Below are 26,994 nucleotides of genomic sequence, written 5' to 3'. Positions count from 1 at the left end.
CAAGCGGATGCGGCCGGGCTGACTAGCCCTGCGCGCGGCGCGGAGCCGAACGGCGGGCGCCGCCGCCGGTGGAACCGGAGCCGCGGACAAGGCCGCCGACCTGCAGGCCGCCGGAGCGACCGGAGCCGCCCGGGCCGGAACCCGAACCATTGGTGCGGGGCGCGTGGCCGCGGCCGGACGAGGCCGGACGCTCGGTGCGCTCACGACGAGCGCCACCACCGGCGCCGGCGGCAACGGCGTCGCCGCTGCGGCCGCCACGGCCACCGGAGTCGCGCGAACCGCGGCCGCCGTTGTCGCGGTCGTCACGGTTGACGCGCTTGCGCTGGGCGTTGGCGCCCTGCGAGCGGCCGCCCTGCGACTGGCCATGTGGCTGCTCGACGCGGGGAACGGGCTTGACGTATGCGGCCACGTCACCGGTGAGGGCGATCACGGCGGCAGAGCCGGCGTTCACGCGCTGCGGGGTCACCGTGATGGCGGCCTTGCGCAGCAGCTGGTCGGTGTCGCGCTTCTGCGCGGGCAGCACGATGGTGACCACGTCACCGGCGCTGCCGGCCCGGGCGGTGCGGCCCGAGCGGTGCAGGTACGCCTTGTGCTCTGCGGGCGGGTCCACGTGGATGACGAGCTCGATGTCGTCGACGTGCACGCCACGGGCGGCGACGTCGGTGGCGACGAGCACCTTCACATCGCCGGCGCTGAACGCGGCGAGGTTGCGGTCACGGGCCACCTGGGACAGGTTGCCGTGCAGGTCGACGGAGGGGATGCCGGCATCCGTCAGCGCCTTGGCCAGCTTCTTGGCGTGGTGCTTGGTGCGCATGAACAGGATGCGACGGCCGGTGCCCGAAGCGAGCTTCTCGATGAGCTCCTTCTTGGACTCGGCGGTGTCGACCTCGAACACGTGGTGGGTCATCGCGGAGACGTGGCTGGTGGCCTCGTCGACCGAGTGCAGAACCTCGTTGTGCAGGAACCGGCGCACGATCTTGTCCACGCCGTTGTCGAGCGTGGCGGAGAACAGCAGGCGCTGGCCGCTGGACGGGGTCTTGTCCAGGATGCGCGTCACGACGGGCAGGAAGCCCAGGTCGGCCATGTGGTCGGCCTCGTCGAGCACGGTGATCTCGACGGAGTCGAGGTTCACGAAGCCCTGCTTCATGAGGTCTTCGAGACGGCCGGGGCAGGCCACGACGATGTCGACGCCGGCCTTGAGCGCGGCGACCTGGCGGTTCTGCGAGACGCCGCCGAAGATGGTGGTGGTGTTCAGGCCGTAGGCCTCGGCAAGCGGGGTGAGCGCTGCGGTGATCTGGGTGGCCAGCTCGCGGGTCGGTGCGAGGATCAGGCCGAGCGGGCGGCCCGGGCGGCGCTTGCCGCCGGCGAGCTTGCCGCCGAGGCGGGACACCATCGGGATGGAGAACGCGAGGGTCTTTCCGGAGCCGGTCTTACCGCGGCCCAGGACGTCGCGGCCCTTGAGGGTGTCGGGCAGGGTGTCGACCTGGATCGGGAACGGGCTGTCGATGCCCTGCGAGGTGAGCACGGCAACGAGGGGAGCGGGCACGCCAAGCGCGCCAAAGGAAGTTTCAGACAAAGTGGTGCCTTTCGGGGCATCAGTCTCCTCGCTCGAACCGGTGACGCACGAAGCGACGGCCGGAGCCAGGAGGATTCACATGGCGAAGGTGCCGATGGGCACATCCGTTCGCCGTAAGAAAGTTTCATTCGGAAATCGAGTGGGCCGCCAACAACGAGTCGTACTCGTGCGGGTGCGGCCATCGAAAAGAAGAGGGCGTTCTACGACGCAGTGAGCGCAACTACGCACTCACAAGTAGTCCTACTCTAGCGGATGCTGTCAAGCAGCAGGCCAGAATCGCCCCCAACTGAGGGGTGACCGGGACTTTCGGTTCTAGTCCACTGGCGTGTAGAACTCGCCGACCGGCACCTCGACGGTGACGATGTTGCCGGACTGCGGCAGCGGGCAGGCCCACATCGGGTCGTAGGCGCAGGACGGGTTGTAGGCGAAGTTGAAGTCCAGGATCAGGCTGTCGTCGCCCGCGCCGGGGCCGAGGTCGGCACCCTTGATGGTGTCCAGCAGGTACCGGCCGCCGCCGTAGGTGCCGCCGGACTTACCGGCCAGGGCGTCTTTGAGCGGCAGGAACAGGCCGCCGCCGTAGCTGGCCAGCCGCCAGACGTCGAGCGAGCCGATATAGGGCAGCCGCACGGTGCCCACCAGGTCGAACGGCACAACGCCGTCGGTGCCGGTCTCCACCTTGATGCGCTGAGGCTCCTCAGCGCGGTGCACCTCCACCTCGAACCGCCAGTCGGGGTCGTACGCGGCGACGGTGAGGCCGGTGAACGCGGCCCGGTCATCCGGCAGCAGCGGCGAGGCCGGATGCCCGGCGAAGAGTTCGTCGCGGCCGGAGCGCCACAGTTCGTGGCCGGCGGCCGGGTTGCGCGCGCTCAGCTGGCGCACCCCGCCATAGAGCCCGAACACACGTCGGCGCCAGTCGGCGATCTGTAGGGCTCCGATGCTTGTGCTCATAGTGTCAGGCTAGCCCGTCGCTCCGTTCGGAGCCCTCGGCCGCGCCCGCGGCCACGAATGCGGGATCGTCGGCGCCCAGGTCGTACTGCCAGGTGGGCGCCAGGGCCTTCAGTCGCAGCATCCGCAGTTGCCAGAACGCCCACAGGCCCGGCCACACCGCCAGGGTGGCGGGGCCCGCGGAGAAGATCAGCTGGTCGCGGTACAGGGTCTTGCCGGTGCCGGCCGGGTCGGGCGCGATGGCCATGCTGTGGTCCCAGTGGGTGACCGCTTTCATCGCGCCGGAGACGCCGTTGCCGGTGTCGTGCACGATGCGCACACCGTTCTTGGTGGTGCGCATCTCGAGCCGGATCATCTGTTCGCCCAGCGGAACCAGGCCCAACCCGCTCATGGCCACCGGATGCTCGCCGGGCGACCAGCGTATGGGGAAACCGTCCGCCTCCAGCGACGAGACGCTCATCAGCGGGGCACTCACCTCGCGGAACACCGCTGGGCTGGCCAGGGCCCGCCAGGCGGCATCCGGGGTGCAGTCGAGAATCTCTTTCAGCAGTACGCGCATGCCCTCAGTCTGGGCGTTCGGCGCGATGCAGTACAACTAGTACGTGGCGATTCGGTACTGGCTCGGGGTGGTTCAGCAGGAGTATGTGCTGCGGAGCGTGGCCATGGGCCTGGCCCAGATGAACTTCGCCGCCCGCGACATTCTCGAGAGCATGAACGAGTCTGACGGGTTGGTGTACTACTCGCCCAAGACCGAGTTCGAGGGGGAGCGGCTGCGCCAGTTCACCGCGATCGGCTATGTGAGCGACAACGTGGTGGTGCAGGTGGGCGACTCCGGCAGCGAGTACCGGCCGTGGCGACGGCGGGTGCAGTACGACCCGGATGCCGAGCCCGCGTCGATCCGGCCGCTGCTGAAGGTGCTCGACCTCACCCGCGACGACCCCGACTGGGGCCGGCAGCTGCGCCGCGGTCTCCTGGAGATCAGCCGGCACGACTTCGACCTGATCCGTGCGCAGATGCGCCGGCCCAGCGCCGACGACCGTCGCCGCTAGCTCGTCGCCCGTCCGTCCGTCCGTCCGTCCGTCCGTAGTCGCGTCGGCCGATTATGACTCGCCCGTTTCTGCTGGTTGCGGGTGGCTCGCACTAGCGAAATCGGGCGAGTCTAGGCGGGATGAGGGGCCGGTCAGTGTGAGAGAGAGCGCGGTCGCGGGACCGGCCTGTCATCGGGGGTTTCGCCAGCTTCGGTTTATAGGATGGCCGCATGACCGATGCTTTGTGGTGGCTCCCGTCCGTCGTGGTCCTCGGCGTAGTCGTGGGCGTGATCGCACTGCTGGTCGCCGCGTACCGGCGCAAGGCCCGAAGCATCCGCGCGGCCGAGAACGCCGAGATCGCCGAGCGGGCGCGCACCGCGGCGATCAGCCTGGTGCGGGCGGATGATCTCATCGAGGCCGCCACCGACGAGCTCGGTTTCGCCGTCGCGCAATTCGGCGAGCGGGCCACCGCCGACTTCGCCGCCGCCCTCGACGACTCCAAGCGCCAGCTACGCGAGGCGTTCGCGCTGAAGCAGAAACTCGACGACGGCGTGCCGGACACCGACACGCAGACCCGGCAGTGGACCGAGCAGATCACCCGGCTCGCCGACGAGGCCACCAACCGGCTGAACGCCCAGACCCGCGAGTTCGACACCAAACGGGTCGTCGAGCAGAACGCCCCGCTGCAACTCGAACAGCTGCGCCGCCGCCTCGACCGCGCCACCGACCGGCTCGCCGGCGGTACCGCCACTCTCGCCCGCCTAGCCACCACCTACTCCGCGTCCGCGTTGGCCGCGATCAGCGGGAATGTGGAGCGGGCCCGCGCCGCCATCGCCGAGGGCCGCCGGGCCGCGGATGCCGCCGATGCACGCCTCGCCGCCGGCGCCACCGAGCCCGTCGGCGACCAGGTCAGCGCCGCCGAGCACGGCCTCTTCACTGCGACCACCCTGCTGGACGCCATCGAAACCGGCGAAGACCAGCTGCACGTGGCCTTCGCCAGCCTTGGCACCGCCCTCGTCGGCGCCGAGACCGAACTGGCCGAGGCGCGTGCCCTGCGCGATCGGCACGAGGAGTCCGAGACCAGCACGGAACTCAACCGGGTCATCGCCGACGCCGACGCCGTCGTGGCCGAGCTGCGCCGCCCCGGCCGGGTGAGCGACCCGGCCGCCGACCTCGCCAGGTTGCGCGAGGCCCTCGACGGACTCGACGTCACCCGCTCCGAGGCCCGCAATCGTCAGTTGCGGCTCGACAACGCCCGGGAGGCCTTCGTGGGTGCCCGCCTGGCCGCCCGCAGCCAGATCGGCATCACCCGCGACTTCATCACCGCCAACCGGGGCCGAGTGGGCGCCGACGCCCGCACCCGTTTGGCCGAGGCCGAACGCCAGCTGGCCCTCGCCGAGGCCGAGGCCGACCCGGTCACCGCGCTCGACGCCGCCCGACGGGCCATGACTCACGCCACCGACGCGGACGCCCTCGCCCACTACGACGCCCCCTGACGGGTTCCTCTGGGCGCTGCGTCAGGTGGTAGCGGCCGGCTCCGTGGTCACCGGGATGCCCACGTGGTAGCAGCCGGATCCCTCGTCACCGAGATGCCCAAGTGGCAGCAGTCGGCCTCTTCGTCGCCAGGATGCCCGCGTGGTGGCCGCCGGGTCCCTCGTCGCCGGGATGCCCGCGTGGTGGCCGCCGGCCTCCTCGTCACCGGGACGCCCACGTGGTGGCCGCCGGCCTCCTCGTCACCGGGACGCCCACGTGGTGGCCGCCGGACGCCAGTGCCGCGGTGCATACCGGGTTCCCGCGGGCAGCGCCGGCACCGAGGTGCCCACCTGCCGACGAGTTGCCCGCTGTGGAGGAGTAACTCGACCGCAGGAGGGCATCTCGGAGGGACAGCCCGCTCGGGACCGGGCCCGCTGTGTCCTTTCGTGACGAGAATTCTGACCGGACTCAAGCCGCCGCCGGTATTCTGAACGGGTGAGCGACGCCCAGCCCCAGATCAAGTACCAGGTCCGATTCGACTGGGGCCTCGCCGGTTTCCAGGCCCTCGCCGCGGATGCCGACGTGATAGTGCTCGCCGACGCCCTGCCGCCGGTCGATGCCGCGCGCGGCTTCCCCACCAAGTTGGCCGCCCACACCGTGATCGTCGCCGACCTCGGCACCAGCGCCCTCGTGGCCGAGTGGGCGCTCGCCCGCCAGGCCGAGAAAGGACACAGGTTCTCCGTGGCCGTCGTCGCGGTGGGGGAGAGCCGCGCCGACGGCAGCATCCGTTTTGCCATGGAGGACCAGCTCGTGGCCGGCGCCGTGATCGACGCCCTCGCCGCGCTCGGCATCGACCACTGTTCGCCTGAAGCCGCCGCCGCGGCCGCGAGCTACGTGGGTCTGCGGCGCGCCGTGAAGCACCTGGTCAAGGCCTCCGAGACCGGCCAGGCCCTCGCCGACACCGGCCGGGCCGTCGCTGAGACCGGCCGGGCCGTCGTTGCGACCGGCCGCCCCGTTGTTGAGGCCGGCCAGGCCGTAGCCGAGACCGGCCAGGGCCTCGCTGAGACCGGTCAGGCCCTCGCTGCGACGGACCAGGGCGCTGCGACGGACCAGGGCGCTGCGACGGACCAGAGCACTGACGCCGGGGTCGGCCCCGACGACGTCGACGTGGTGACCGACTTCCTCTTCCCTGCCTGACCGGCGAGGTGCGGGTATCCGGCCACAGGCGGCCGGGAATGCGGGCGCGCCGGTCGGCGTTGCACCCGGCACGCGCGCGACTGCGCGGCCCCGCCCATCCGCACCACCGTAAGGAGAACGCAATGAAGGCAGTACTCAACGGCACGATCGTGGCCGAAGCCGCTCAGGAAGACCTGATCAAGATCGAGGGCAACTGGTACTTCCCGCCGTCCAGCATCACGGCGGGGCTGCTCACTCCCACCGACACCGCCTACACCTGCTCGTGGAAGGGTGCGTGCCAGTACTTCACCGTCAGCGACGGCACCTCCAGCGTCACCGACGGGGCGTTCAGCTACCCCACCCCTACCCCGAGCTCGTTCGATAGGGTCGGCCAGGACTACAGCGGTTACGTCGCGTTCTGGAAAGACCTCAGGGTCGTCGACTAGTCCCACGCTTCGCCGCGGAACTTACGCCCCAACTGTTCGCCGTGCGGACAAATGGTCCCGGTACGCCGGGACCATTTGTCCGCACGCCGGGAAACACTTAGCGGCACGACCCCGCCGCGCCACGCTCGCCGCCGCACCGCCCCCGCACCGCCCCCGCACCGCGCCGCGCACCGACGGCACCGAGCGGATGCGTACCCACGGCGGTGCGGCTAGAGGTGGGTCAGCGGGCGGGCGGGCGGCGGGTCTGCAGCCGGTGGCAGTTCAGCGGGCGGGAGGTGGGTCAGCGGGCGGGCGGCAGGTCAGCGGGCGGCGGCGGCGGCCTGGCGCCGGGCGGCCGCGGTGATCTCGCGCCGGGTCCAGGTGATCACGTGCGCGGCGGTGAAGCCGCGCCCGCAGAGACCGCAGGCCAACGGACGCGTCGGCTGCCGATACCGGTAGTGGGTGTGGCCGGCGGCGCAGATGCCCACCCACGGGGCCAGATCGTCGGCGATCTCGCCGTCGTGGGTGCGCTTGCCGTCATAGCCCAGGCCGACCGCCACGTTCCGCCAGACCGGGCCGTGCCCGGCCCGGGCGCCGGCCAGAGCGTGCGCCACCTCATGCAGCAGGATCTGGTGGATCTCGTCGTCGCCGTACCGCGCGGCGAGGTAGCGCGACACGGTTATCTTCTTCGCGGTGAAGTTGCACAGCCCGGCCCGCTTCTTGGCGTTGTCGAAGTCGAAGCTCCAGCTGGCATCGAGGTGCAGGGTGATGAGCGCGTCAGCCCAGCGGCGCACCCGCAACAGATCGGCCATCAGGGCCTCACCTCCACCTGGTAGAGACGGTCGTCGCCGGGGGCGGGGGTGCCGCGGCCATCCGTATTGTTACTCACGAACCACAGTGTGCCATCGGGGCCGGACACCACATCACGCAGCCGCCCGAAGCTGTTGACAAACCAGCCGTCGACGGTGCCTGTGGAGGGATCGATGCGCCAGAGCCGCTCGCCGCGCAGGGCGGCCATGAACACGGTGTCGTTGACGATGGCCAGGCCGCTCGGGCTCGCCTCGTCGGTGGACCACTGCCGCACCGGGTCGGTGAAGCCGGCGCCACCGTCCGAGCCCTCCGCTAGGGGCCAGCCGTAGTTGCCGCCGGCAGTGATCAGGTTGAGTTCGTCCCAGGTGTTCTGGCCGAATTCGCTCGCCCAAAGCTGCCCGGACGAATCCCACGCGATCCCCTGCGGATTGCGGTGTCCATAGGAGTAGACCAGGCTGCCGAACGGGTTGTCGGCCGGCACCTGGCCGGTGGGGGTCATCCGCAGGATCTTGCCGCCCAGCGAGCCGAGGTCCTGGGCGTTGTCGGTGTCGCCGGCATCGCCGGCCGTGGCGTAGAGCAGGCCGTCCGGCCCGAAGCCGATGCGCCCGCCGTTGTGGTTGCCGGCGGCGGGGATGCCGGTGAGCACCTGCTCCGGCGCGCCCAGGCCGATGCTGCCCGCGGTGCCGGTCAGCGGCATCCGCACGATGCGGTTGTCGGATGCGGCGGTGTAGTACGCGTAGACCCAGCCGCGGTCGAGGGTTGTCGCCGCGTCGGGGGTGCCCTCCGGCATCGGATCCGGGCGCGGCTCGTCGCTGACGGTGCCGTCGGCGCCGGTCAGCGGCAGGTAGGCCAGCCCGAGCAGCCCGCCCTCGCCGTTCGGATCGACGTCGGCGACCGTTGCGGCGTCGCGCAGGCTGCCGTCCGGGAGCAACTCGCGCACGAGGGCCGTGTCGCGTTCGCTTATCAGGGTCGCGCCGCCGGGCAACCGCAGGATCGACCACGGGGCGTCGAGCCCTTCCGCGATCACCACGGGCTCACCGGACGGGCGCACCGGCGCGGCATCCGTCGCCGGGGCGGTGGCCTCGAGGCTCGGCTGCGCCGGCGTGGTGGTGCTGGCGCTCGGCAGGGGAGCGCTGGCCGCGCAGGCGCACAACAGTGTCACCATGCCCGCGGCGACCACGCCGCCCCAAACCCGTCTGTGATGCATATCTCCTGCAGAATGCCACGAAAGCCTTGGAATTTCTCAGATTCGAGCCGGTGGCCCGAGTCTGCGGCCGCGGCGGCTCACCGCCGGGCCCTGTACCGGCCGGGCGGATGCCGTTTCCCCGGCCAGATCCCGATCTGCGGGTCAGGCGCCGCTATGCGCCTGGCGCGCCACCCGCGTACCGGCGCTGCCCCCGCATCCCGCGTAACCGACCCGCACACCGGCGCGTGCCCCACATACCGGCGCGTGCCCCGCATGCCGGCGCGTGCCCCGCATACCGGCGCGTGCCCCGCGTACCGGCGCGTGCCCCGCATACCGGCGCGTGCCCCGCATACCTCGGCCGGATGACGTCATGCGGGTCAGGCGCCGTTATGCCGGTGGCGCGCCACCCGCGTACCGGCGCGTGCCCCGCGCGCCCCGCACGTGCCCCCGCGCGCCCCGCACGTGCCCCGCACGTGCCCCGCACGTGCCCCGAACGTGCCCCGAACGTGCCCCGAACGTGCCCCGAACGTGCCCCGAACGTGCACCGCACCGCACGGCACGGCACCGCACCGCACGGCACGGCACCGCACGGCACGGCACCGCACGGCACGGCACGGCGCAGCTCTTCGTACGGTCGGGTAGCCCGCAGAACATTTTCACAACCGGCCCGGTGCGACACGGCGACGGCTGGCTCAGAGCAGGGCGCGGCGCTCGCCGATGAACGACTCCACCACGGCCACCGCGATGAGGGCGCTCTCCAGCTCATCCGGCGAGGCGCCGGACTTGTCGCGCAGGAACACTGCCGCAGTGAAATCGGCCAGTGCGCCGTCGAGGTCCTCCTGGTCGAAGTGCACCTTGCCGCGGGTCTCCCGGGCGAACGCGGCGGTGAGGTTCCACTCGTGCGTCTCTGATTCGAGCACGCACTGGGTCAGCTCGGACGCGGCCTCCTCGAGCTTGCCCTGAAACTGCATCACCTGGGCGCGACGGATGCGGCACAACACGAAGTCTTGCCGGTCACCGGTGAACCGGGCCTGGCGCAACGCCTGGTTGGCGATCTCGAAGGCGTCGTCCAGGCGGTCGAGCAGGCGCAGCAGCGTGACCTTTTCGTTCAGCGCCGAGAGGCTGCGGAGTTGGCCGAGTTCGTTGAGACGTTCTTCGGCGGCAGGAAGGTCGACTTTTTCCCGGAGGGTGACGGCGTCGTAGCCAGTGATGATGGTCAGGATGATGTCCTTGACAGGGCGGCCGTGGGGTGCCGCGGGGAGGTCGGGTTCCCCTCCAGCGTAACCCGGCGCCTGGGGCTCTGACGCCCGATCGGGGGTGTGGCCCCGACCATTGCGCCCCGGAGCGGCCCCTTCCCCGACCGCCGTGCACGGATGCGCGCTGCGGCCGCCGGGCGTGTTGCCGCCGCATCCGCCCGCCGCCGCCGTCGCGCACCCGCCCGGCATCCCCCCCCGCCGTCGCCGCCGCTGCAGCCGCCTTACTGTTACCCGTGCGGACAATTGGTCCCGGTGCGCCGGATGCACTTGTCCGATTTGGGAACAGTGACCCGTCTGGGCCAACCCGCAGTCGCCGCCGCCGCTGCAGCCGCCGTACTGTTACCCGTGCGGACAATTGGTCCAGGTGCGCCGGATGCACTTGTCCGATTCGGGAACAGTGACCCGTCTGGGCCAACCCGCAGTCGGGCAATCCCGCAGTCTGGGCCATCTCGCAGCCGGGCCATCCCGCAGCCGAAGCTGCGAGCACTAGTTGCCGATCTGGAACACCGTGCGGCCGGGCAGTGGCGACGGCGTGGCCGTGGCATCCGTGGACACCGACGCGGCCGCCAGGAACTGGGCCAGTTCGGCGCCCTCGACCACCTTCGCCGGATGCGGGCCGCCGGCCAGCAGCCGCGGCACCCAGTGCAGGTCGAGCGGGGTGTGCGCGGCGACGAAGACGATGTTGCCGAACCGGCGTCCCTTGAGCACCTGGGTCTCGGCCAGGCCGATCACGTGGCCGAACACCGCCGACAGGGTGGCCGCCTGGCCGCGGGCGAACGCGAGGCCCGGCCCATCCGCCACGTTCACCGCGAGCACGCCGCGCGGTGACAACAGGGGAGCGGCGAGCTCGTAGAACTCCCGGCTGGTCACGTGCGCGGGGGTGCGGGCGCCCGAGAAGATGTCGACCACCAGCAGGTCCACGGAGCCGTGCAGTCCGGCGGGCAGCTTGCCGAGCACCTCGCGGGCATCGCCGTGCCGCACGCGCAGGTTGGCGCGCTTGTCCCAGGGCAGCTCGGCACGCACGAAGTCGATGAGGTCACTCTCGATCTCCACCACCTGCTGCCGTGAGCCGGGCCGGGTCGCCTCCACATAGCGGGGCAGCGTGAGGGCGCCGGCTCCCAGGTGCACGGCCGTGATGGCCTCGCCCGGGTCGCCGATCAGGTCGATGACGTGTCCGATGCGCTGGATGTACTCGAAGAACAGCTCGTCGGGGTTGTCGATGTTCACGTGCGACTGCGGGGTGCCGTCGACCACGAGCTGGTAGCTGCCCGGCGTGAACCGGTCGGGCTCGATCACGGCCTGGTGCCCGCTCAGTTTCAGCGTGATCGTCGGATGTTCGTGCTCGCCCCTGCTCATGCCCCCAGTCTGACAGCCCCATGCCCGCCCTCGCCCCGAAGCGCGCGACGCCCGGCATTCGCATCCGCTCGCATCCTCTCGCCCCGAAGCGCGCGACGCTCGGCATTCGCATCCGCTCGCATCCCCTCGCCCCGAAGCGCGCGACGCTCGGCATCCGCATCCGCTCGCATCCCCTCGCCCCGTAGCGCGCGGCGCCCGGCATTCGCTTCCGCTCGCTTCCGCTCGCCCAACTAGCGCAGGAGGCCCCCTTGGCGGCGCGGAGGGGGCACGTGGCGGCACGTCGCGAGCCGCACGCGGGCGCCGGCATGATCTGGCACGGCACGGCGGCCTGCGCCGACTTGCCAGTTCGAGCCCCCTGGGCAGCCCGCAATGGGCCTCAACGGGCGATTCGCCACCAGGGCGTGGGGTGAGTTGCCACGTGACGCCCCTTCCGCAGCCCGCAAAGGGCGTCAAGTGGCAATTCGCCCGGCAGATCGGGGAGCCCGACCAGCGGATGGGCGAGCTCAACCCGACACACGCGCCGAATGAACGCACGGACCCGCCGGATGGGGCACAATGGAGCAACTCAACACCCCGCCCTGCCGCTCCAGCCGGCCGCGCGAAACCGGGTTATACCTGAGAATTTGGCGAAGGTCAACATTCCGGTAGACACGAGCGCGTCAACGGCATATAGTTGATCTTTGCGCTTCCAGATTTAACTCTGCCTTCATATTGCGGTCGGCTTTGCGTGCTCAAGCCACCTTGCAGCACATTTCTGAGCCGGATGTCCTCACATGGAGGATGGGCATCCCCGCCCAGGATCTGCGGAGTCCATACCAAATTACTAACAGTGATTAGACCTGACGGGGTCCACGGAGGTTACTTCCTTGGCTGCTGCGCGCAACGCAACCACCAATTCACCCAAGAACGGACGAGCTGCTGGCCGTCTTTCGTTCGCAAAGATTTCTGACAACCTCACGGTTCCCGATCTGCTGGCTTTGCAGACCGAGAGCTTTGACTGGCTTGTCGGAAACGACATCTGGAAAGCCCGCCTCGCCGAGGCGCAGGCCGCAGGTCGTAACGACCTGAACGCCCGCACCGGCCTCGACGAGATCTTCGAGGAGATCTCTCCGATCGAGGACCTCAGCGAAACGATGCAGCTGTCCTTCACCAACCCGGAGCTCGAGCCGGAGAAGTACACCATCGACGAGTGCAAGGAAAAGGGTAAGACCTACTCCGCACCGCTGTATGTGAACGCTGAGTTCATGAACCACCTCACCGGTGAGATCAAGACCCAGACCGTGTTCATGGGCGACTTCCCGCTGATGACCCCCAAGGGCACCTTCGTGATCAACGGCACCGAGCGTGTCGTCGTGTCGCAGCTGGTGCGCTCCCCGGGTGTGTACTTCAACCGCGAGCAGGAGAAGACCTCCGACAAGGACATCTACTCCGCCCGCGTCATCCCGAGCCGTGGTGCCTGGCTCGAATTCGAGATCGACAAGCGCGACCAGGTCGGCGTTCGCATCGACCGCAAGCGCAAGCAGTCCGTCACGGTGTTCCTCAAGGCCCTCGGACTCACCTCCGAAGAGATCCTCGAGGAGTTCAAGGGCTTCGCGTCCATCGAGCTCACCCTGGAGAAGGACAACATCCTCACCAAGGAAGAAGCCCTCAAGGACATCTACCGCAAGCTCCGCCCGGGCGAGCAGGTGGCCGCCGAGGCCGCGCGTGCGCTGCTGGACAACTTCTTCTTCAACTCCAAGCGCTACGACCTGGCCAAGGTTGGTCGTTACAAGATCAACCGCAAGCTGGGCCTCGAGGCGCCGCTCACCGACTCCGTTCTCACGCTCCAGGACATCCTGGCCACGATCAAGTACCTGGTTGCGCTGCACGACAACCAGACCACGATCCGCGGCAGCCGTGAGGGTGTCGAGACCGACATCCGCATCGACATCGACGACATCGACCACTTCGGTAACCGTCGTATCCGCGCCGTCGGCGAGCTCATCCAGAACCAGGTGCGCACCGGCCTGTCCCGCATGGAGCGTGTCGTTCGCGAGCGCATGACCACGCAGGACATCGAAGCGATCACCCCGCAGACCCTGATCAACGTGCGCCCCGTCGTCGCGGCGATCAAGGAGTTCTTCGGTACGAGCCAGCTGTCGCAGTTCATGGACCAGAACAACCCGCTCGCCGGCCTCACGCACAAGCGTCGCCTGTCCGCGCTGGGCCCGGGTGGTCTGTCCCGTGACCGCGCCGGCGTCGAGGTGCGAGACGTTCACCCGTCCCACTACGGCCGCATGTGCCCGATTGAAACCCCTGAAGGCCCGAACATCGGCCTGATCGGTTCGCTCGCCTCGTTCGCGCGGATCAACGCCTTCGGTTTCATCGAGACCCCGTACCGTCGTGTCATCGACGGTGTCGTCTCCACGACGATCGACTACCTCACCGCAAGTGAGGAAGACGAGTACATCGTCGCGCAGGCCAACGCCCCGCTGACCAAGGCCGCCCGCTTCGCTGAGGGCCGCGTTCTGGCCCGTAAGAAGGGTGGCGAGGTTGACCTCTTCCCCGCAGAAGACATCGGCTACATGGATGTCTCGCCGCGCCAGATGGTCTCGGTCGCAACGAGCCTCATCCCCTTCCTCGAGCACGACGACGCTAACCGCGCACTCATGGGTGCCAACATGCAGCGTCAGGCTGTGCCGCTGCTGCTCAGCGACAGCCCGCTGGTCGGAACCGGTATGGAGGGCTTCGCGGCCATCGACGCCGGTGACGTGCTCACCGCACAGAAGCCCGGTGTGGTCATGGAGGTGTCGGCTGACGTCGTCACCATCCAGCTCGACGAGGGCGGAACGCAGGACTACTACCTGCGCAAGTTCAGCCGCTCCAACCAGGGCACCAGCTACAACCACCGTGTCATCGTCAACGCCGGCGACCGTATCGAGGCCGGCGAGGTCATCGCCGATGGTCCCGCTACCGACCAGGGTGAGCTCGCTCTCGGAAAGAACCTCCTCGTGGCATTCATGTCATGGGAGGGTCACAACTTCGAGGACGCCATCATCCTGAGCCAGAACCTGGTGAAGGACGACGTTCTCTCCTCGATTCACATCGAAGAGTACGAAGTCGACGCGCGCGACACCAAGCTGGGCAAGGAAGAGATCACCCGCGACCTGCCCAACGTCTCCCCGGATCTGCTTGCAGACCTGGACGAGCGTGGCATCATCCGCATCGGTGCCGAGGTTCGCCCCGGCGACATCCTCGTGGGCAAGGTCACGCCGAAGGGCGAGACCGAGCTTTCCGCCGAGGAGCGCCTGCTGCGCGCGATCTTCAACGAGAAGAGCCGCGAAGTTCGCGACACTTCCCTGAAGGTTCCCCACGGTGAGCGTGGCACCATCATCGGTGTCAAGGTCTTCGACTCGCAGGATGGCGACGACGAGCTGGGCTCGGGCGTCAACCAGCGTGTTGTGGTCTTCATCGCCCAGAAGCGCAAGATCACCGAGGGTGACAAGCTCGCCGGTCGTCACGGTAACAAGGGTGTCATCTCCAAGATCCTGCCGGTCGAGGACATGCCGTTCCTCGCTGACGGAACCCCGGTCGACATCATCCTGAACCCGCTGGGCATCCCCGGTCGCATGAACTTCGGTCAGGTGCTGGAGACCCACCTCGGCTGGATCGCCAAGCAGGGCTGGCAGGTTGAGGGCAAGCCCAAGTGGGCCGGCCGTCTTCCCGAAGCCGCGCACAGCGCCGCCCCGAACACCAAGGTCGCGACCCCGGTGTTCGACGGCGCCCTCGAGGAGGAAATCGCCGGTCTTCTCGACTCGACGACTCTGACTCGCGACGGCGACCGCCTGATCGACTCGACCGGAAAGACGCAGCTGTTCGATGGCCGCTCCGGCGAGCCGTACCCGATGCCCATCGCGGTCGGATACATGTACATCCTGAAGCTGCACCACCTTGTCGACGACAAGATCCACGCACGCTCGACGGGTCCGTACTCCATGATCACGCAGCAACCGCTGGGTGGTAAGGCGCAGTTCGGTGGACAGCGTTTCGGTGAGATGGAGGTGTGGGCGCTCGAAGCATATGGAGCCGCTTACGCCCTGCAGGAACTCCTGACCATCAAGTCGGACGACATCCTCGGCCGCGTCAAGGTGTACGAAGCCATCGTCAAGGGCGAGAACATTCAGGAACCCGGTATCCCCGAGAGCTTCAAGGTTCTGATCAAGGAAATGCAGTCGCTGTGCCTGAACGTCGAGGTGCTCTCGGCCGACGGAACCGCAGTCAGCCTGCGCGACACGGATGACGAGGTCTTCCGCGCAGCGGAGGAGCTGGGCATCAACATTTCCACCCGGTTTGAGTCGTCGTCAATCGACGACATCTAAACCAGGCCACTGACGAATACTCGAAAACTTTCCAAGGAGAGAAATTGCTCGACGTAACAACATTTGACGAGCTTCGCATTGGCCTGGCCACCGCTGACGACATCCGTCGTTGGTCGCACGGTGAGGTCAAGAAGCCCGAAACCATCAACTACCGCACGCTCAAGCCCGAAAAGGATGGCCTCTTCGGAGAGCAGATCTTCGGACCGTCCCGCGACTGGGAGTGCTCGTGCGGCAAGTACAAGCGAGTGCGCTTCAAAGGCATCGTCTGTGAGCGCTGTGGCGTAGAGGTCACGAAGTCGTCGGTGCGCCGTGAGCGCATGGGCCACATCGAACTCGCCGCCCCCGTCACGCACATCTGGTACTTCAAGGGTGTGCCCTCGCGTCTCGGTTACCTGCTGGACATGGCTCCGAAGGACCTCGAAAAGGTCATCTACTTCGCCGCCTACATGGTCATCGAGGTCGACGAAGACGGTCGCCACCAGGACATGCCTGGGCTGGAGAACGAACTGCGCCTCGAGATCAAGACCCTCGAAGGCTCACGCGACTCCCGCATCGCCGACCGCCTGCAGCGCCTGGAAACCGACCTCGCAGCGCTGGAGGCCGAAGGCGCCAAGAGCGACCAGAAGAAGCGCACCAAGGACGCCGCCGAGAAGGAGATGTCCCAGGTCCGCAAGTCGGCCGACGAGCAGATCGCTCACCTCGAGCGTGTGTGGGAAGACTTCCGCACCCTCAAGGTCGGCGACCTGAAGCCGGAGGACTCCGTCTTCCACGAGCTCCAGGACCGCTTTGGCATGTACTTCGAGGCCTACATGGGCGCCGAGGCCATCAAGAAGCGCCTCGAGGCCTTCGACCTGGTCACCGAGAGCGAAAACCTGCACCTGCAGATCGCCGAGGGCAAGGGTCAGAAGAAGATCCGCGCCATCAAGCGTCTGCGCGTCGTCAACGCGTTCATCATGACCGGCAACTCGCCGGCCGCGATGGTGCTCGACGTCGTGCCGGTCATCCCGCCGGAACTGCGCCCGATGGTGCAGCTCGACGGTGGCCGTTTCGCCACGAGCGACCTCAACGACCTCTACCGTCGTGTGATCAACCGCAACAACCGTCTGCGTCGTCTGCTTGACCTCGGTGCTCCAGAGATCATCGTGAACAACGAGAAGCGGATGCTGCAGGAGGCTGTTGACGCGCTGTTCGACAACGGTCGTCGTGGCCGCCCGGTCACGGGTACCGGTAACCGCGCCCTCAAGTCCCTGAGCGACATGCTCAAGGGTAAGCAGGGTCGATTCCGTCAGAACCTGCTCGGTAAGCGTGTTGACTACTCCGGCCGTTCGGTCATCATCGTCGGCCCGCAGCTGAAGCTGCACCAGTGTGGTCTGCCCAAGCAGATGGCGCTGGAGCTCTTCAAGCCGTTCGTGATCAAGCGCCTGATCGACCTGAGCCACGCTCAGAACATCAAGGCCGCCAAACGCATGGTGGAGCGTTCGCGCCCGCAGGTTTGGGACGTGCTCGAGGAGATCATCCGTGAGCGCCCGGTTCTGCTGAACCGTGCACCCACGCTGCACCGCCTCGGTATCCAGGCCTTCGAACCTCAGCTCGTGGAGGGTAAGGCCATCCAGCTGCACCCCCTCGTCTGTGCGGCGTTCAACGCCGACTTCGACGGTGACCAGATGGCTGTGCACCTGCCGCTGTCGATGGAGGCCCAGGCCGAAGCGCGCATCCTGATGCTCGCCTCGAACAACATCCTGAAGCCGTCCGACGGTCGTCCGGTGACCCTGCCCACACAGGACATGATCATCGGTCTGCACCACCTGACCACGCTCAAGGAAGGCGTCACCGGCGAAGGCCGCGCGTTCACCTCTGTCTCGGAGGCCATCCTGGCCCACGACCAGAAGTCGCTCGACCTGAACGCCAAGGTGCGCATCCGCATCACCGACCTGTACTTCACCGAGGGCACCCAGCCCGATGGTGTCGAGCTGGTCGATGGTCAGGCTGTGGGAACCGTGCTGGTGAACACCACGCTGGGCCGCGCCATCTTCAACGAGGCGCTGCCGGCTGACTACCCGTACTTCGAGAAGGTTGCCGACAAGGGCACCCTCTCGGCCATCGTGAACGACCTGGCAGAGCGGTACCCGAAGGTGGAAGTAGCGGCAACGCTCGACCGCATCAAGGACGCCGGCTTCTACTGGGCCACCCGTTCCGGTGTGACCGTCGCGCTCAGCGACATCCTGACGCCTCCGAACAAGAAGGAGATCGTCGGTACGTACGAGAAGATGGCCGCGAAGGTTCAGACGCAGTTCGAGAAGGGTCTCACGACCGACCTCGAGCGTCGTCAGGAGCTCATCCAGATCTGGACCAAGGCGACCGAAGACGTCGCCGCGGCCATGCAGGCGAACTTCCCGGCTGACAACACGATCAACCGGATGGTCACCTCTGGTGCTCGTGGTAACTGGCTGCAGGTGCGAAACATCGCCGGTATGCGTGGTCTGGTCAACAACCCGAAGGGTGAGATCATCCCTCGCCCGATTATCTCGAGCTACCGCGAAGGCCTGTCCGTCGCCGAGTACTTCATTGCTACTCACGGTGCTCGTAAGGGTCTGGCCGACACTGCTCTGCGTACCGCTGACTCGGGGTACCTCACGCGTCGTCTCGTCGACGTCTCGCAGGATGTCATCATCCGTGAAGACGACTGCGGTACGACCAAGGGTCTCGACCTGCCGATCGCCACGTTCGACGCCGCGGGCAACCTGCTGCGCCACCCCAACGTGGAGAACGCGGTTTACGCTCGCAGCCTGGCCGCCCCCGCGGTCAACGCCAAGGGCGAGGTCGTTGCTGACGCCGGTGACGACGTCGGTGACGTGATGATCGAGAAGCTGGTTGCCGCCGGCGTCGAGAACATCAAGGTGCGCTCGGTGCTGACCTGCGAGTCTGCTGTCGGTGTGTGTGCGGTCTGCTACGGCCGTTCGCTTGCTACCGGCCTGCTCGTGGACATCGGAGAGGCCGTCGGCATCATCGCCGCACAGTCGATCGGTGAGCCCGGCACGCAGCTGACCATGCGTACCTTCCACACCGGTGGTTCCGCATCCGCAGACGACATCACCCAGGGTCTGCCCCGGGTGCAGGAGCTCTTCGAGGCGCGTACCCCCAAGGGTGCATCGCCGATCGTCGACGTTGCCGGCCGCATCACCATCGAGGACACGGATCGTAGCCGCAAGGTGATCCTGACCCCCGACAACGGTGACGAAGCCATCGCTTACCCGGTGCTCAAGCGTGCGACCCTCCTCGTTGAGGATGGCCAGCACGTGGAGCTCGGCACGCAGATCATCATCGGCGCCGTCGACCCGAAGGAAGTTCTTCGAGTCAAGGGTGTCCGCGCGGTGCAGAAGCACCTCGTTGGTGGCGTGCAGGATGTCTACCGTTCGCAGGGCGTGCCGATTCACGACAAGCACATCGAGGTCATCGTTCGTCAGATGCTTCGCAAGGTGACTGTTGTGGAGCACGGCGACACCGGCCTGCTGCCGGGCGAGCTCGTTGACCGGTTGAAGTACAACGAACTCAACCGCACCGCGCTCACCGAGGGCAAGAAGACGGCTTCGGCTCGTCAGGAAGTCATGGGTATCACCAAGGCTTCGCTGGCAACCGAGTCGTGGCTGAGCGCCGCTTCCTTCCAGGAGACCACCCGGGTTCTGACCCAGGCGGCCATGGAAGGCAAGAGCGACCCGCTGATGGGCCTGAAGGAGAACGTGATCATCGGTAAGTTGATCCCGGCCGGCACCGGTCTTCCCCGCTACCGCGACGTCAACGTCGAGGCAACGGATGAAGCCAAGGCTGAGCGTTACCCGAACCGCATCTTCACCGATGATGCAGCGTTCACCGAGGGTGACCTGAGCTTCGTCGACTTCGACAGCTTCTCGTCGGACGACTTCACCCCCGGTACGTACAACTAACCGAGTGTGATTCTGAGGATGGCCCCCTGCTTCGGCAGGGGGCCATTCCCCGTTAACCCCCACGTTGATCGAGCCCCACGTTGATCGAGCCCCACGTTGATCGAGCCCCACGTTGATCGAGCTTGTCGAGATCCCGCACGCCGGTAAAAAGGAAAAAGTGACTTTGGAAGGACGGAATTGAAGATTCGATCCTATTTTCCGACCTATTTCCCCATAAACGGCCGTCGCTGGATGCCCCGTGGGCTGATCGCAGATTGCACGCATGTTCACCGATTTCGACAGTCTCAGCCAGCGACCGGCGCCATCCTGCGGCTACGCTGAGCCCCATGAAGACCAACTTCATCTCTAAAAAACGCGGTGGATTGTGAATCGTGAAGACTCCCTCCGGCAGATGTACGCCGGCGGACGCCCCAACCGGTGGGCGCGGTTCCTGAACCGAGTCAGCGCGCGGCTGTGCTCACTCGGTATCGTCGGCCATGGCGCTGTGAGCCTCGAAACGGTCAATCCGAAGTCGCGCACCCTGCTCACCCTGCCGCTGGTGGTCGCCCGCTACGACGGCGGCGAGTACGTGGTGTCGATGCTGGGCCAGGGCTCGCGATGGGTGCGGAACGTGCGGGCCGCGAATGGGAGCGCCGTCATCCGCGCGGGACGCAGGCGACAGGTGCTGCTGGACGAGATTCCCGTGGCTGCTCGCCCACCGATTCTCAAAGCCTTTCTGGCGCAGGCACCGGGAGCCCGACCGCACATTCCGGTCGATCGGTCGGAGCCGGTGGCGGCGTTCGAGAGCATCGCAGCTGACTTCCCCGTGTTCAAGGTGCGGGATGTCGGAGGCAGGGGCCGGCCATGACTGCGCACCTTGCACCTGACGCGGTCGACCAGCACCGGGCGAACGCCGCGGCCAGAACCTGGTTGGGTCTGTCGATCGCCGCTGCCGCCCTGGCCTTCGTCGGCAGCGTGGTCGGGTTCTCGGTCCAGGGGAGCTACATCAGCCTGACCTCGGCCTTTCTGTTCCAGGCGCTGGCACAGGACATCATCAATGCGGTCGTGGTTGCGCCGTTGATCGTGCTCTGCGCCGTTCTGGCTCTGCGCGGGTCGTATCGCGCGGGCCTGCTCTGCCTGGGGGCGGTGGCGTTCACCGTCTACAGCTACGTGATCTACACCTTCTCGATACCGTTCGGTCCGATCTTCCCGGTGTGGGTCGGGGTGCTCGGACTGAGCCTCTTCGCCCTGATCGGCGGGTTGGCATCCATCAACCGGCAGAGCTCGGCAGGGCGTTTTACGCACAATCGTGCCGCTGTCGTGGCGGCGTGGACTCTCTTGGCGGTGGCCGGATTGTTCGGTCTGCTCTGGCTCTCCGAGGACCTGCCCGCCCTGCTCAATGGCGTGAGGCCGCAAAGCGTCATAGACCTGGCGCTGCCCACCAACCCCGTCCACATCCTCGACTACGCGTTCTTTCTCCCGGCAGCCGTGTGGACCGGTGTGGGGCTCCTGCGCCGGCGGGCGTTCGCCTACCCGATCGCGGCGGCCTTCCTCGTCTTCCTGCTCCTGACCTGCCTGCCGATTCTGACAACGCCATTCGTGCAGCTGACCCTGCAGGAACCAGCGTCGTGGGGCGCCATGATTCCGATCGGTATCGTTGCGGCGATCCTCGTCGGGGTGCTGAGTTGGTTCCTCGCGACCCTGCACCTCGAGCGCCAGTGACGCCCGTGATCCCTCAGTATGCTGTTCGCCGGGCACTCACAGTGCTGCTCTACTTCGGCGCACTTTCCGCGCTCGGCGGCGGCGTTCTCGGCGTCGCGGCGAATGGCGGGGGAGTCCCACTCCGGTACCTCGAGGGCAGCCCCTTCGTGTCATACCTTGTGCCCGGCCTGATTCTGGGAGTCGTCGTCGGGGGCACCCAACTCGCGGCTGCCCTCGCCCTCCAGCTGAGGCGCGCTGAGGGGTTGGTGCTGTCTGCCGTCGCAGGATTCGGCATGATGATCTGGATTTTCGTCGAGCTCGCGATTATGAGCGAGTACTCCTTCCTGCAGGCCGTTTACTTTGCACTCGGCGCCCTCCAGCTCATCGGCGTGCTCGTTCTTCTTGGTGTCAGCCCAGCAATCATCGACGCCTCGCAGAAGGAGTATCACCATTGAACGACCACACGCCAAAGAAGCACCGTGCCCGACGGATCGTGTTCATCACGATCGGGGCGGTGGCCGGCGTGCTCGGGCTGGGTCTGGGGGCGATCCTGACCGTCGGTGGGGTCTTCGTTCCCTCGACCTACCTCGAGCCGTGGAGCGCGACCTACTACCAGCGGTCGACCGACGCTCGGATGCAGGTGGTCGCCCACGCGGTCTTGGCGCCCAGCGGGCACAACATGCAGCCGTGGAACGTGGTGCTCGATGAGGCCGATGCCGGCGTTCTCGACCTGTACGCCGACCCGAGCAGACTCACCCCGGCCGTCGATCCGGATGCACGGCAGACCATGGTTTCGCAGGGAGCCTTTCTCGCCTACCTCCGGATCGCGGCGGCGGAGCTGGGGTACTCGGCCTCGTTCGAGTTGTTCCCGGACGGGAGCTATGACGAGAACGACCTGGAGACGTCGATGAGCCAGCAGCCGGTGGCTCGGGTGACCCTGGCGAAGGACTCCTCCGTGGCGACCGAGGACTACCCGTCCCTGTTCCTCTCTGACACCAATCGTGCCCCGTACACGGCAGCGCCCCTGACCGTGGCGCAGAAGGACGCGTTGACGGCCCTCGCCGAGGGCTCTGCGGCAAGTGTCTCCATACTCAGCGACCAACAGGACCTGACTACCCTCGGAGCATTCGGCGTCGAGGGAACCCTCATCGAGACTCAGCACCGCGCCGCCACAGCGGAGAGCGCTGCAGTGTTCCACGGCACGGAGCAAGCCAAGAACGAGGCGCGTTCGGGATTCGCCGTTGAGGGTCAGGGAACCACCGGAGTCAAGAAGTACTTCCTGCAAGGTCTCCTCACCGTCTTTCCTGCGCTAAACGACGATGCTGCCGGAGCCAGGAACGCGATCGCTCTCACCGAGGCCGGCGTGGACCACACGGCCGCATACGGACTCGTCAGTACGCCCGGCAATACCCGGTCGGAGCAAGTCGAGGCCGGGATCCTGTACGCGCAGATCAGCCTCCACGCCCGCACCCTCGGCCTGGTCATGCAACCGTTGAGCCAGGTCCTGCAGGAATACCCGACAATGGCAGTGCCCTATGCGGCAATTCATGACGAATACGCGCCCGACGGGCACACGATCCAAATGCTCCTCCGCATCGGAACCCCCACGACGGAGTATCCGGTGTCGATGAGGCGCGATGTGACGTCCCTCGTGCGCACGCCCTGATTCGAAGGTCCCGAGTCGAAACCCAGCGACGAGCGGCGGGCCGATAGAATTCTCGGGACGACCGGCGCTCCTGCCTATCGGGAGCAGAGGCACATGATGCGGTTGACCAGTCACATCGGGGCGGCCGTCGTCGGGGCCGTCGGGGTGATCGTGCTCATCGGCTGGTACGTCGGATTCGGAACGATCCCCGAGGCCATCGTCGGCCTGTGGTTGGTCAAACCGATGACCGCCGTGGCCTTCATTCTGGTCTCGGCTGCCGTGATACTGCTCGACCGGCGCCGAGTACCCCTGGTCCTGGGCCTCGCCGTTTCCGCGATTGGTGCGCTCACCCTGGCGGAGTTCATCTTCGCGGTATCGCTCGGAATCGACGACCTGGGAATCGACTTCGACGGCCAAGCCGCGCGCATGGCGCCGGCCACGGCGGTATCGCTGATGCTGCTCGGGGCATCAGTGATCGCCAGTCGGCTCTCCCGCGCCAGCGTGATGCTCGGACTGGCCCTCGGCGCGCTCACGATCAGCTTGATCGCGGTTCTCGGCTACGCCTACGGCGTCTCCACTCTCTACAGCGTCGGCGGATTCGCGAGCATGGCGCTGCCCACGGCGCTCGGGCTGGCGGTCTTGTCGCTGTCGATCCTGCTGCGGCGTCCCGCCAGCGGTCTGATCGCGTTGTTGCGCGACCCGGGCAGTGCGGGACACATGCTCCGCCCGGTCATTCCGGTGCTCGTCCTCGGTCCGTTCGTGCTGGGGCTGCTCGACTTGGCGGGCCGGGACCTGGGCTGGTACGACACGCTTTTTGGCGTCGCCATCCTGATCGCGACCATGACCGTGCTCGGCACGGGGCTGGCCTGGATCGCGGCTCGCCGGCTGCGCACGCTCGATCGCCAGCGGGACGCCGCCATGCACGCCCTCGCCGAGGCCAATCACACTCTCGAGGAAACCGTCAACTCCCGTACCCGTCAGCTGGCGGAAACGGCCGACACACTGCACACGCTGATCAAGATCGCACCGGTGGGCATCGTGCAGCTGGATGCCGCGGGCGGGCTCGTCACTGCCAACGACCAGTGGCTCGCACTCACCGGGCTCACCGAGCACCAATCGCGACACGACGGCTGGGCCACGGCCATGCATCCCGACGACGCCGGCCGGGTTCGCCACGAATGGCAACAGAGCGTCGCCGCCGGGGATCCCTATGAGACCACCTTGCGATTCCGCACTCCCGTCGGGCAGGTCAATTGGGTGCAGGTGAGCACCGCCCCGGTGACCGACGCGATGGGCGTGATCGGGCACCTGGCCAGCGTCACCGACGTGACCGCGCTCCGTACTGCCGAAAACGCGGCGTCGGCGGCGAGCGCCCGCTTCGAGGCAGCCTTCGCCTCGTCGCCGCTCGGAACGGCCATCGTGTCGATCGATGGAACTGTACTCGCAGCGAACAAACGGCTCCTTGAGCTTGCCGGGCCGTTCACCCCGGTGCTGAACGAGCCCATCGAGACGATCTTCATGCCGGCGAACGACGGTGATGGCGCAGAGTCCGCGGCCGGCGGCGCGGACGGTCCCACCGGCCGCCGCATGGACCGTCGGATGCGACGCGACGACAGCGAGCAAACCTGGGTCAAGGTAAGCATCGCCGAGATCCACGAGGTCGAGCAGGCCAGCGGGTTCCTGTACCAGCTCGAGGACATCACGGCCCGACGCCTGGCCGAAGCGCGGGTCGAGCACCTGGCTTTCCACGACCCGCTGACGAACCTGCCCAACCGGCTGCTGCTGCTCGACCGGCTGAACCAGGCTCTCCTCCAGGCGTCGCGTCACGGAACCGGTGTCGCCGTGCTGTTCATCGACCTCGACAGGTTCAAATTCGTCAACGACAGTCTCGGCCATCACGCCGGCGACGCCGTCCTGTTGCAAGTGGGAGCCCGTCTGCGCCAGCACGCCAGGGCGACCGATACGGTGTCCCGCATCGGCGGGGACGAATTCGTGGTCATCTGCCAAGATGTCGGCAGCAGCCGGGACGTGCACAAGATCGCGGCCACCTTCCAGAAGGCAATCGCCGAGCCGATCCTGATCGGCGAGCAGAGTGCATCCGTTGACGCCAGCATCGGCATCGCCTTCGGGCTCGGGTACGACGACGCCGAGTCGCTGCTGCGCAACGCGGACCAAGCGATGTACCAGGCGAAGGGGCGGGGCCGCGCCCGCTATGAGGTCTTCGACGACGACCTGCGCTACCGCATTCACCAGCGGCTCGACACCGAGCTGGCTCTGCGCGATGCCGTCGCCCTGGGCGAGATCGAGACGTGGTATCAGCCGATTGTTGACCTGCAGGAACACCGAGTCGTGGCCACCGAGGCCCTTGCGCGCTGGCGGCGGCCCGAGCGCGGGCTGGTCTTCCCGAGAGACTTCATCGCGATTGCCGAAGAGGTCGGTCTGATCAAGGGGATCGGGACGACGGTGCTGAGCCAGGCCTGCCACGCGGCGACCGCCCTGGAACGAGGCGTGGCCGTCAGCGTCAACGTGTCGGCCCGGCAGTTCGTGCAGGATGACTTCGGTGCGGTCGTCCGGCGCGCGCTCGAAGATTCGGGTCTACCCCCCGACCAGCTCTGGCTGGAGCTCACCGAGAGCGCTGTGCTCGAGGCGATCGACTCCACCGCCCGGACATTCCAGGAGCTGCGCGCCCTCGGCGTACGACTCGCCATCGACGACTTCGGCACCGGCTATTCGTCGTTCACACACCTGCGCGCGTTCACCGTTGACCTGCTGAAGATCGACCTGTCGTTCATACGCGACCTCGAACGGTCCGACCATGATCGGGCGATCGTGGAGGGCATACTCCGGCTGGCGGATTCTCTGAAACTGGATGTGGTGGCCGAGGGCATCGAGACCACCAACCAGCGAGACCTGCTGCAGGGGATGGGCTGCCGCTACGGCCAGGGTTACCTCTTCTCGAAGCCGGCGCCCAGCGCGTCCCCCGCGGTCCTCTTTCGCACGTGAACCGCGAACCAACAGCATCTGGCCTTCGGCCGCGAGGCTCTCTTCTGCCGCTTCGGCGGAGAGGAATTCGTGCTGATCCTTCCTGGGCCGGGCAAGAACGGCGCGGGCCGCTCGAGCCCCTGACTTGCCCAACGTTGATCGAGCGTGTCGAGATCCCGCCCCAACGTTGATCGAGCGTGTCGAGATCCCGCGATCGGCCAGTAGCGCTGACCAGCCGTCGGACTATGCTGTGCGATAACCGCGAGGAAGTCACTCATGGGCGCTGCGCCAAAATCGGCACCCCCTCCGGCGAAACGCCGGCTGTGGGTGATCGTCGGGGTGCTTGCTGCGGTGCTCGCAGTCGCGGCGATCCTCGTCGGAGTGTTCTGGCCACGCGGCGGCGTCACCCCGGCCGCCACCGAAGCGGCCCGGCCCACGCCGTCAGCGACCGTCGCGCCGACCACACCTGCCACCGGCAACGGTGCCGGTGCAACCCCCGCGCCGGGCAGTTCAGCCGCCCCGGTAACGCCGCAGCCGGCATCCTGCGACGACTTGTACAGCGCCGAAATGGTTGCCGCGTTCGGCAGAATGGAACTCAACCCGGCGTGGCTGGACGCGCTCGACAATGACATGAAGATCGGCGAGGATGACCCCGTGCAGCAGGGAGTCATCGATGCGAATGACTCCCTCCTGTGCCAGTGGGGGATGCCCGAGGGGCCGTCCGGAGCCGGCGTCTCCACCGTCGTGGTGTGGGTGGACTCCGAAGACAGTGCCACGATCCAGGCCCATCTGGCCGACCGCGGCGACAGTTGCTTCGAACAACAGGGCGGGCTGCGTTGCACCACGGAGGGCTCGAACGACGAGGGCTACTTCGGCGAGTCGCACTTCCTGCGCGACGGCATCTGGGTGGCGACGGAGTACTCGAATGCCGGTCCTGAGGGATACACACTCGACATCGTGAACAACCTCTGGCCCGAGGGCTGACCTACGTCGTGGGTCCAGCGTGTCGAGACCCCGTAAGCCGACCTTTCAACGCACGTCACCAGGTTTCGACAAGCTCAACCAGCGAGGCGTGGTTTCGACAAGCTCAACCAGCGAGGCGTGGTTTCGACAGGCTCAACCAGCGAGGAGTGGTTTCGACAGGCTCAACCAGCGAG

The 26,994-nt window shown here is 67.3% G+C and carries 20 protein-coding genes; 13 read left to right on the top strand and 7 right to left on the bottom strand.

Annotated elements, in window-relative coordinates; all coding sequences use genetic code 11:
* Positions 1–22: 22 nt before the first annotated feature.
* The 3 genes from BJQ95_RS15950 to BJQ95_RS15940 form a co-directional block, all read right to left on the bottom strand.
* Positions 23–1,576 (bottom strand): DEAD/DEAH box helicase, encoded by a 1,554-nt coding sequence (locus BJQ95_RS15950; protein WP_256041417.1) that lies wholly within the window; start codon positions 1,574–1,576, stop codon positions 23–25.
* A gap of 312 nt (positions 1,577–1,888) precedes the next feature.
* Entirely contained in the window at positions 1,889–2,524 is a 636-nt protein-coding gene (locus BJQ95_RS15945) for a DUF1684 domain-containing protein (RefSeq protein ID WP_130178384.1), read from the bottom strand.
* A gap of 4 nt (positions 2,525–2,528) precedes the next feature.
* A complete protein-coding gene (locus BJQ95_RS15940; RefSeq protein WP_130178383.1) occupies positions 2,529–3,080 on the bottom strand; it encodes a hypothetical protein in 552 nt (183 codons plus the stop codon).
* A gap of 43 nt (positions 3,081–3,123) precedes the next feature.
* Between BJQ95_RS15940 and BJQ95_RS15935 the strand changes: the two genes are divergently transcribed.
* The 4 genes from BJQ95_RS15935 (at position 3,124) to BJQ95_RS15920 (ending at position 6,644) form a co-directional block, all read left to right on the top strand.
* Positions 3,124–3,570 (top strand): EVE domain-containing protein, encoded by a 447-nt coding sequence (locus BJQ95_RS15935; protein ID WP_240694830.1) that lies wholly within the window; start codon positions 3,124–3,126, stop codon positions 3,568–3,570.
* 209 nt (positions 3,571–3,779) lie between these two features.
* Complete coding sequence (locus BJQ95_RS15930) at positions 3,780–5,045, top strand: hypothetical protein (protein ID WP_130178382.1); 1,266 nt, start codon at positions 3,780–3,782, stop codon at positions 5,043–5,045.
* Between the two features lie 472 nt (positions 5,046–5,517).
* Complete coding sequence (locus tag BJQ95_RS15925; RefSeq protein WP_130178381.1) at positions 5,518–6,219, top strand: phosphosulfolactate phosphohydrolase; 702 nt, start codon at positions 5,518–5,520, stop codon at positions 6,217–6,219.
* Positions 6,220–6,341: 122 nt separating this feature from the next.
* A complete protein-coding gene (locus BJQ95_RS15920) occupies positions 6,342–6,644 on the top strand; it encodes a DUF427 domain-containing protein (RefSeq protein WP_130178380.1) in 303 nt (100 codons plus the stop codon).
* A gap of 299 nt (positions 6,645–6,943) precedes the next feature.
* Here BJQ95_RS15920 and BJQ95_RS15915 read toward each other — a convergent pair whose 3' ends face one another.
* The 4 genes from BJQ95_RS15915 to BJQ95_RS15900 all read right to left on the bottom strand — a co-directional run bounded on the left by BJQ95_RS15915 (position 6,944) and on the right by BJQ95_RS15900 (position 11,231).
* Positions 6,944–7,435, bottom strand: coding sequence for a SprT-like domain-containing protein (locus BJQ95_RS15915; protein WP_130178436.1), 492 nt, complete (start codon positions 7,433–7,435; stop codon positions 6,944–6,946).
* Entirely contained in the window at positions 7,435–8,640 is a 1,206-nt protein-coding gene (locus tag BJQ95_RS15910) for a sorbosone dehydrogenase family protein (RefSeq protein ID WP_130178435.1), read from the bottom strand. The genes BJQ95_RS15915 and BJQ95_RS15910 overlap by 1 nt, the downstream gene beginning before the upstream one ends.
* Before the next feature lie 671 nt (positions 8,641–9,311).
* Positions 9,312–10,064 (bottom strand): hypothetical protein, encoded by a 753-nt coding sequence (locus BJQ95_RS15905; RefSeq protein ID WP_256041416.1) that lies wholly within the window; start codon positions 10,062–10,064, stop codon positions 9,312–9,314.
* Between the two features lie 297 nt (positions 10,065–10,361).
* On the bottom strand, positions 10,362–11,231 hold the full coding sequence (locus tag BJQ95_RS15900) for a spermidine synthase (RefSeq protein WP_130176761.1): 870 nt from the start codon (positions 11,229–11,231) through the stop codon (positions 10,362–10,364).
* Between the two features lie 20 nt (positions 11,232–11,251).
* Between BJQ95_RS15900 and BJQ95_RS15895 the strand changes: the two genes are divergently transcribed.
* The 9 genes from BJQ95_RS15895 to BJQ95_RS15855 all read left to right on the top strand — a co-directional run bounded on the left by BJQ95_RS15895 (position 11,252) and on the right by BJQ95_RS15855 (position 26,821).
* The gene (locus BJQ95_RS15895) at positions 11,252–11,416 is read left to right on the top strand and encodes a hypothetical protein (RefSeq protein ID WP_165384868.1); all 165 of its coding nucleotides are present in this window, start codon (positions 11,252–11,254) and stop codon (positions 11,414–11,416) included.
* 681 nt (positions 11,417–12,097) lie between these two features.
* A complete protein-coding gene (rpoB, locus tag BJQ95_RS15890) occupies positions 12,098–15,589 on the top strand; it encodes a DNA-directed RNA polymerase subunit beta (RefSeq protein WP_130176762.1) in 3,492 nt (1,163 codons plus the stop codon).
* Between the two features lie 44 nt (positions 15,590–15,633).
* Entirely contained in the window at positions 15,634–19,530 is a 3,897-nt protein-coding gene (locus tag BJQ95_RS15885; RefSeq protein WP_130176763.1) for a DNA-directed RNA polymerase subunit beta', read from the top strand.
* A gap of 484 nt (positions 19,531–20,014) precedes the next feature.
* Positions 20,015–20,377: a hypothetical protein gene (locus BJQ95_RS15880; RefSeq protein ID WP_240694640.1), complete on the top strand. Its 363-nt coding sequence runs from the start codon at positions 20,015–20,017 to the stop codon at positions 20,375–20,377.
* Positions 20,374–21,231: a hypothetical protein gene (locus tag BJQ95_RS15875; RefSeq protein ID WP_130176765.1), complete on the top strand. Its 858-nt coding sequence runs from the start codon at positions 20,374–20,376 to the stop codon at positions 21,229–21,231. The genes BJQ95_RS15880 and BJQ95_RS15875 overlap by 4 nt, the downstream gene beginning before the upstream one ends.
* On the top strand, positions 21,228–21,665 hold the full coding sequence (locus tag BJQ95_RS15870; RefSeq protein ID WP_256041415.1) for a hypothetical protein: 438 nt from the start codon (positions 21,228–21,230) through the stop codon (positions 21,663–21,665). Before BJQ95_RS15875 ends, BJQ95_RS15870 begins: the two co-directional genes overlap by 4 nt.
* Positions 21,662–22,876 (top strand): hypothetical protein, encoded by a 1,215-nt coding sequence (locus BJQ95_RS15865; protein ID WP_130176767.1) that lies wholly within the window; start codon positions 21,662–21,664, stop codon positions 22,874–22,876. The genes BJQ95_RS15870 and BJQ95_RS15865 overlap by 4 nt, the downstream gene beginning before the upstream one ends.
* 93 nt (positions 22,877–22,969) lie before the next feature.
* Positions 22,970–25,858 carry a bifunctional diguanylate cyclase/phosphodiesterase gene (locus tag BJQ95_RS15860; protein ID WP_130176768.1) on the top strand — a complete coding sequence of 963 codons (2,889 nt, stop codon included), beginning with the start codon at positions 22,970–22,972 and terminating at the stop codon, positions 25,856–25,858.
* Positions 25,859–26,113: 255 nt separating this feature from the next.
* Positions 26,114–26,821: a hypothetical protein gene (locus tag BJQ95_RS15855; RefSeq protein WP_130176769.1), complete on the top strand. Its 708-nt coding sequence runs from the start codon at positions 26,114–26,116 to the stop codon at positions 26,819–26,821.
* The last annotated feature ends 173 nt before the right edge of the window (positions 26,822–26,994 follow it).

The organism is Cryobacterium sp. SO1 (genome assembly GCF_004210215.2).
Lineage (GTDB): Bacteria > Actinomycetota > Actinomycetes > Actinomycetales > Microbacteriaceae > Cryobacterium.
The sequence above is the reverse complement of the archived record's forward strand: the minus strand, read 5'-3'. Positions and strand labels throughout refer to the sequence as shown.

Bases quoted from the DNA above. Each gene is read 5' to 3' on its own strand.
- BJQ95_RS15945 (WP_130178384.1), bottom strand. From the start codon at position 2,524: ATGAGCACAAGCATCGGAGCCCTACAGATCGCCGACTGGCGCCGACGT.
- BJQ95_RS15940 (WP_130178383.1), bottom strand. From the start codon at position 3,080: ATGCGCGTACTGCTGAAAGAGATTCTCGACTGCACCCCGGATGCCGCC.
- BJQ95_RS15930 (WP_130178382.1), top strand. From the start codon at position 3,780: ATGACCGATGCTTTGTGGTGGCTCCCGTCCGTCGTGGTCCTCGGCGTA.
- BJQ95_RS15920 (WP_130178380.1), top strand. From the start codon at position 6,342: ATGAAGGCAGTACTCAACGGCACGATCGTGGCCGAAGCCGCTCAGGAA.
- BJQ95_RS15915 (WP_130178436.1), bottom strand. From the start codon at position 7,435: ATGGCCGATCTGTTGCGGGTGCGCCGCTGGGCTGACGCGCTCATCACC.
- BJQ95_RS15910 (WP_130178435.1), bottom strand. From the start codon at position 8,640: ATGCATCACAGACGGGTTTGGGGCGGCGTGGTCGCCGCGGGCATGGTG.
- BJQ95_RS15905 (WP_256041416.1), bottom strand. From the start codon at position 10,064: ATGCCGGGCGGGTGCGCGACGGCGGCGGCGGGCGGATGCGGCGGCAAC.
- BJQ95_RS15900 (WP_130176761.1), bottom strand. From the start codon at position 11,231: ATGAGCAGGGGCGAGCACGAACATCCGACGATCACGCTGAAACTGAGC.
- BJQ95_RS15895 (WP_165384868.1), top strand. From the start codon at position 11,252: ATGCCCGCCCTCGCCCCGAAGCGCGCGACGCCCGGCATTCGCATCCGC.
- BJQ95_RS15875 (WP_130176765.1), top strand. From the start codon at position 20,374: ATGACTGCGCACCTTGCACCTGACGCGGTCGACCAGCACCGGGCGAAC.
- BJQ95_RS15860 (WP_130176768.1), top strand. From the start codon at position 22,970: ATGATGCGGTTGACCAGTCACATCGGGGCGGCCGTCGTCGGGGCCGTC.
- BJQ95_RS15855 (WP_130176769.1), top strand. From the start codon at position 26,114: ATGGGCGCTGCGCCAAAATCGGCACCCCCTCCGGCGAAACGCCGGCTG.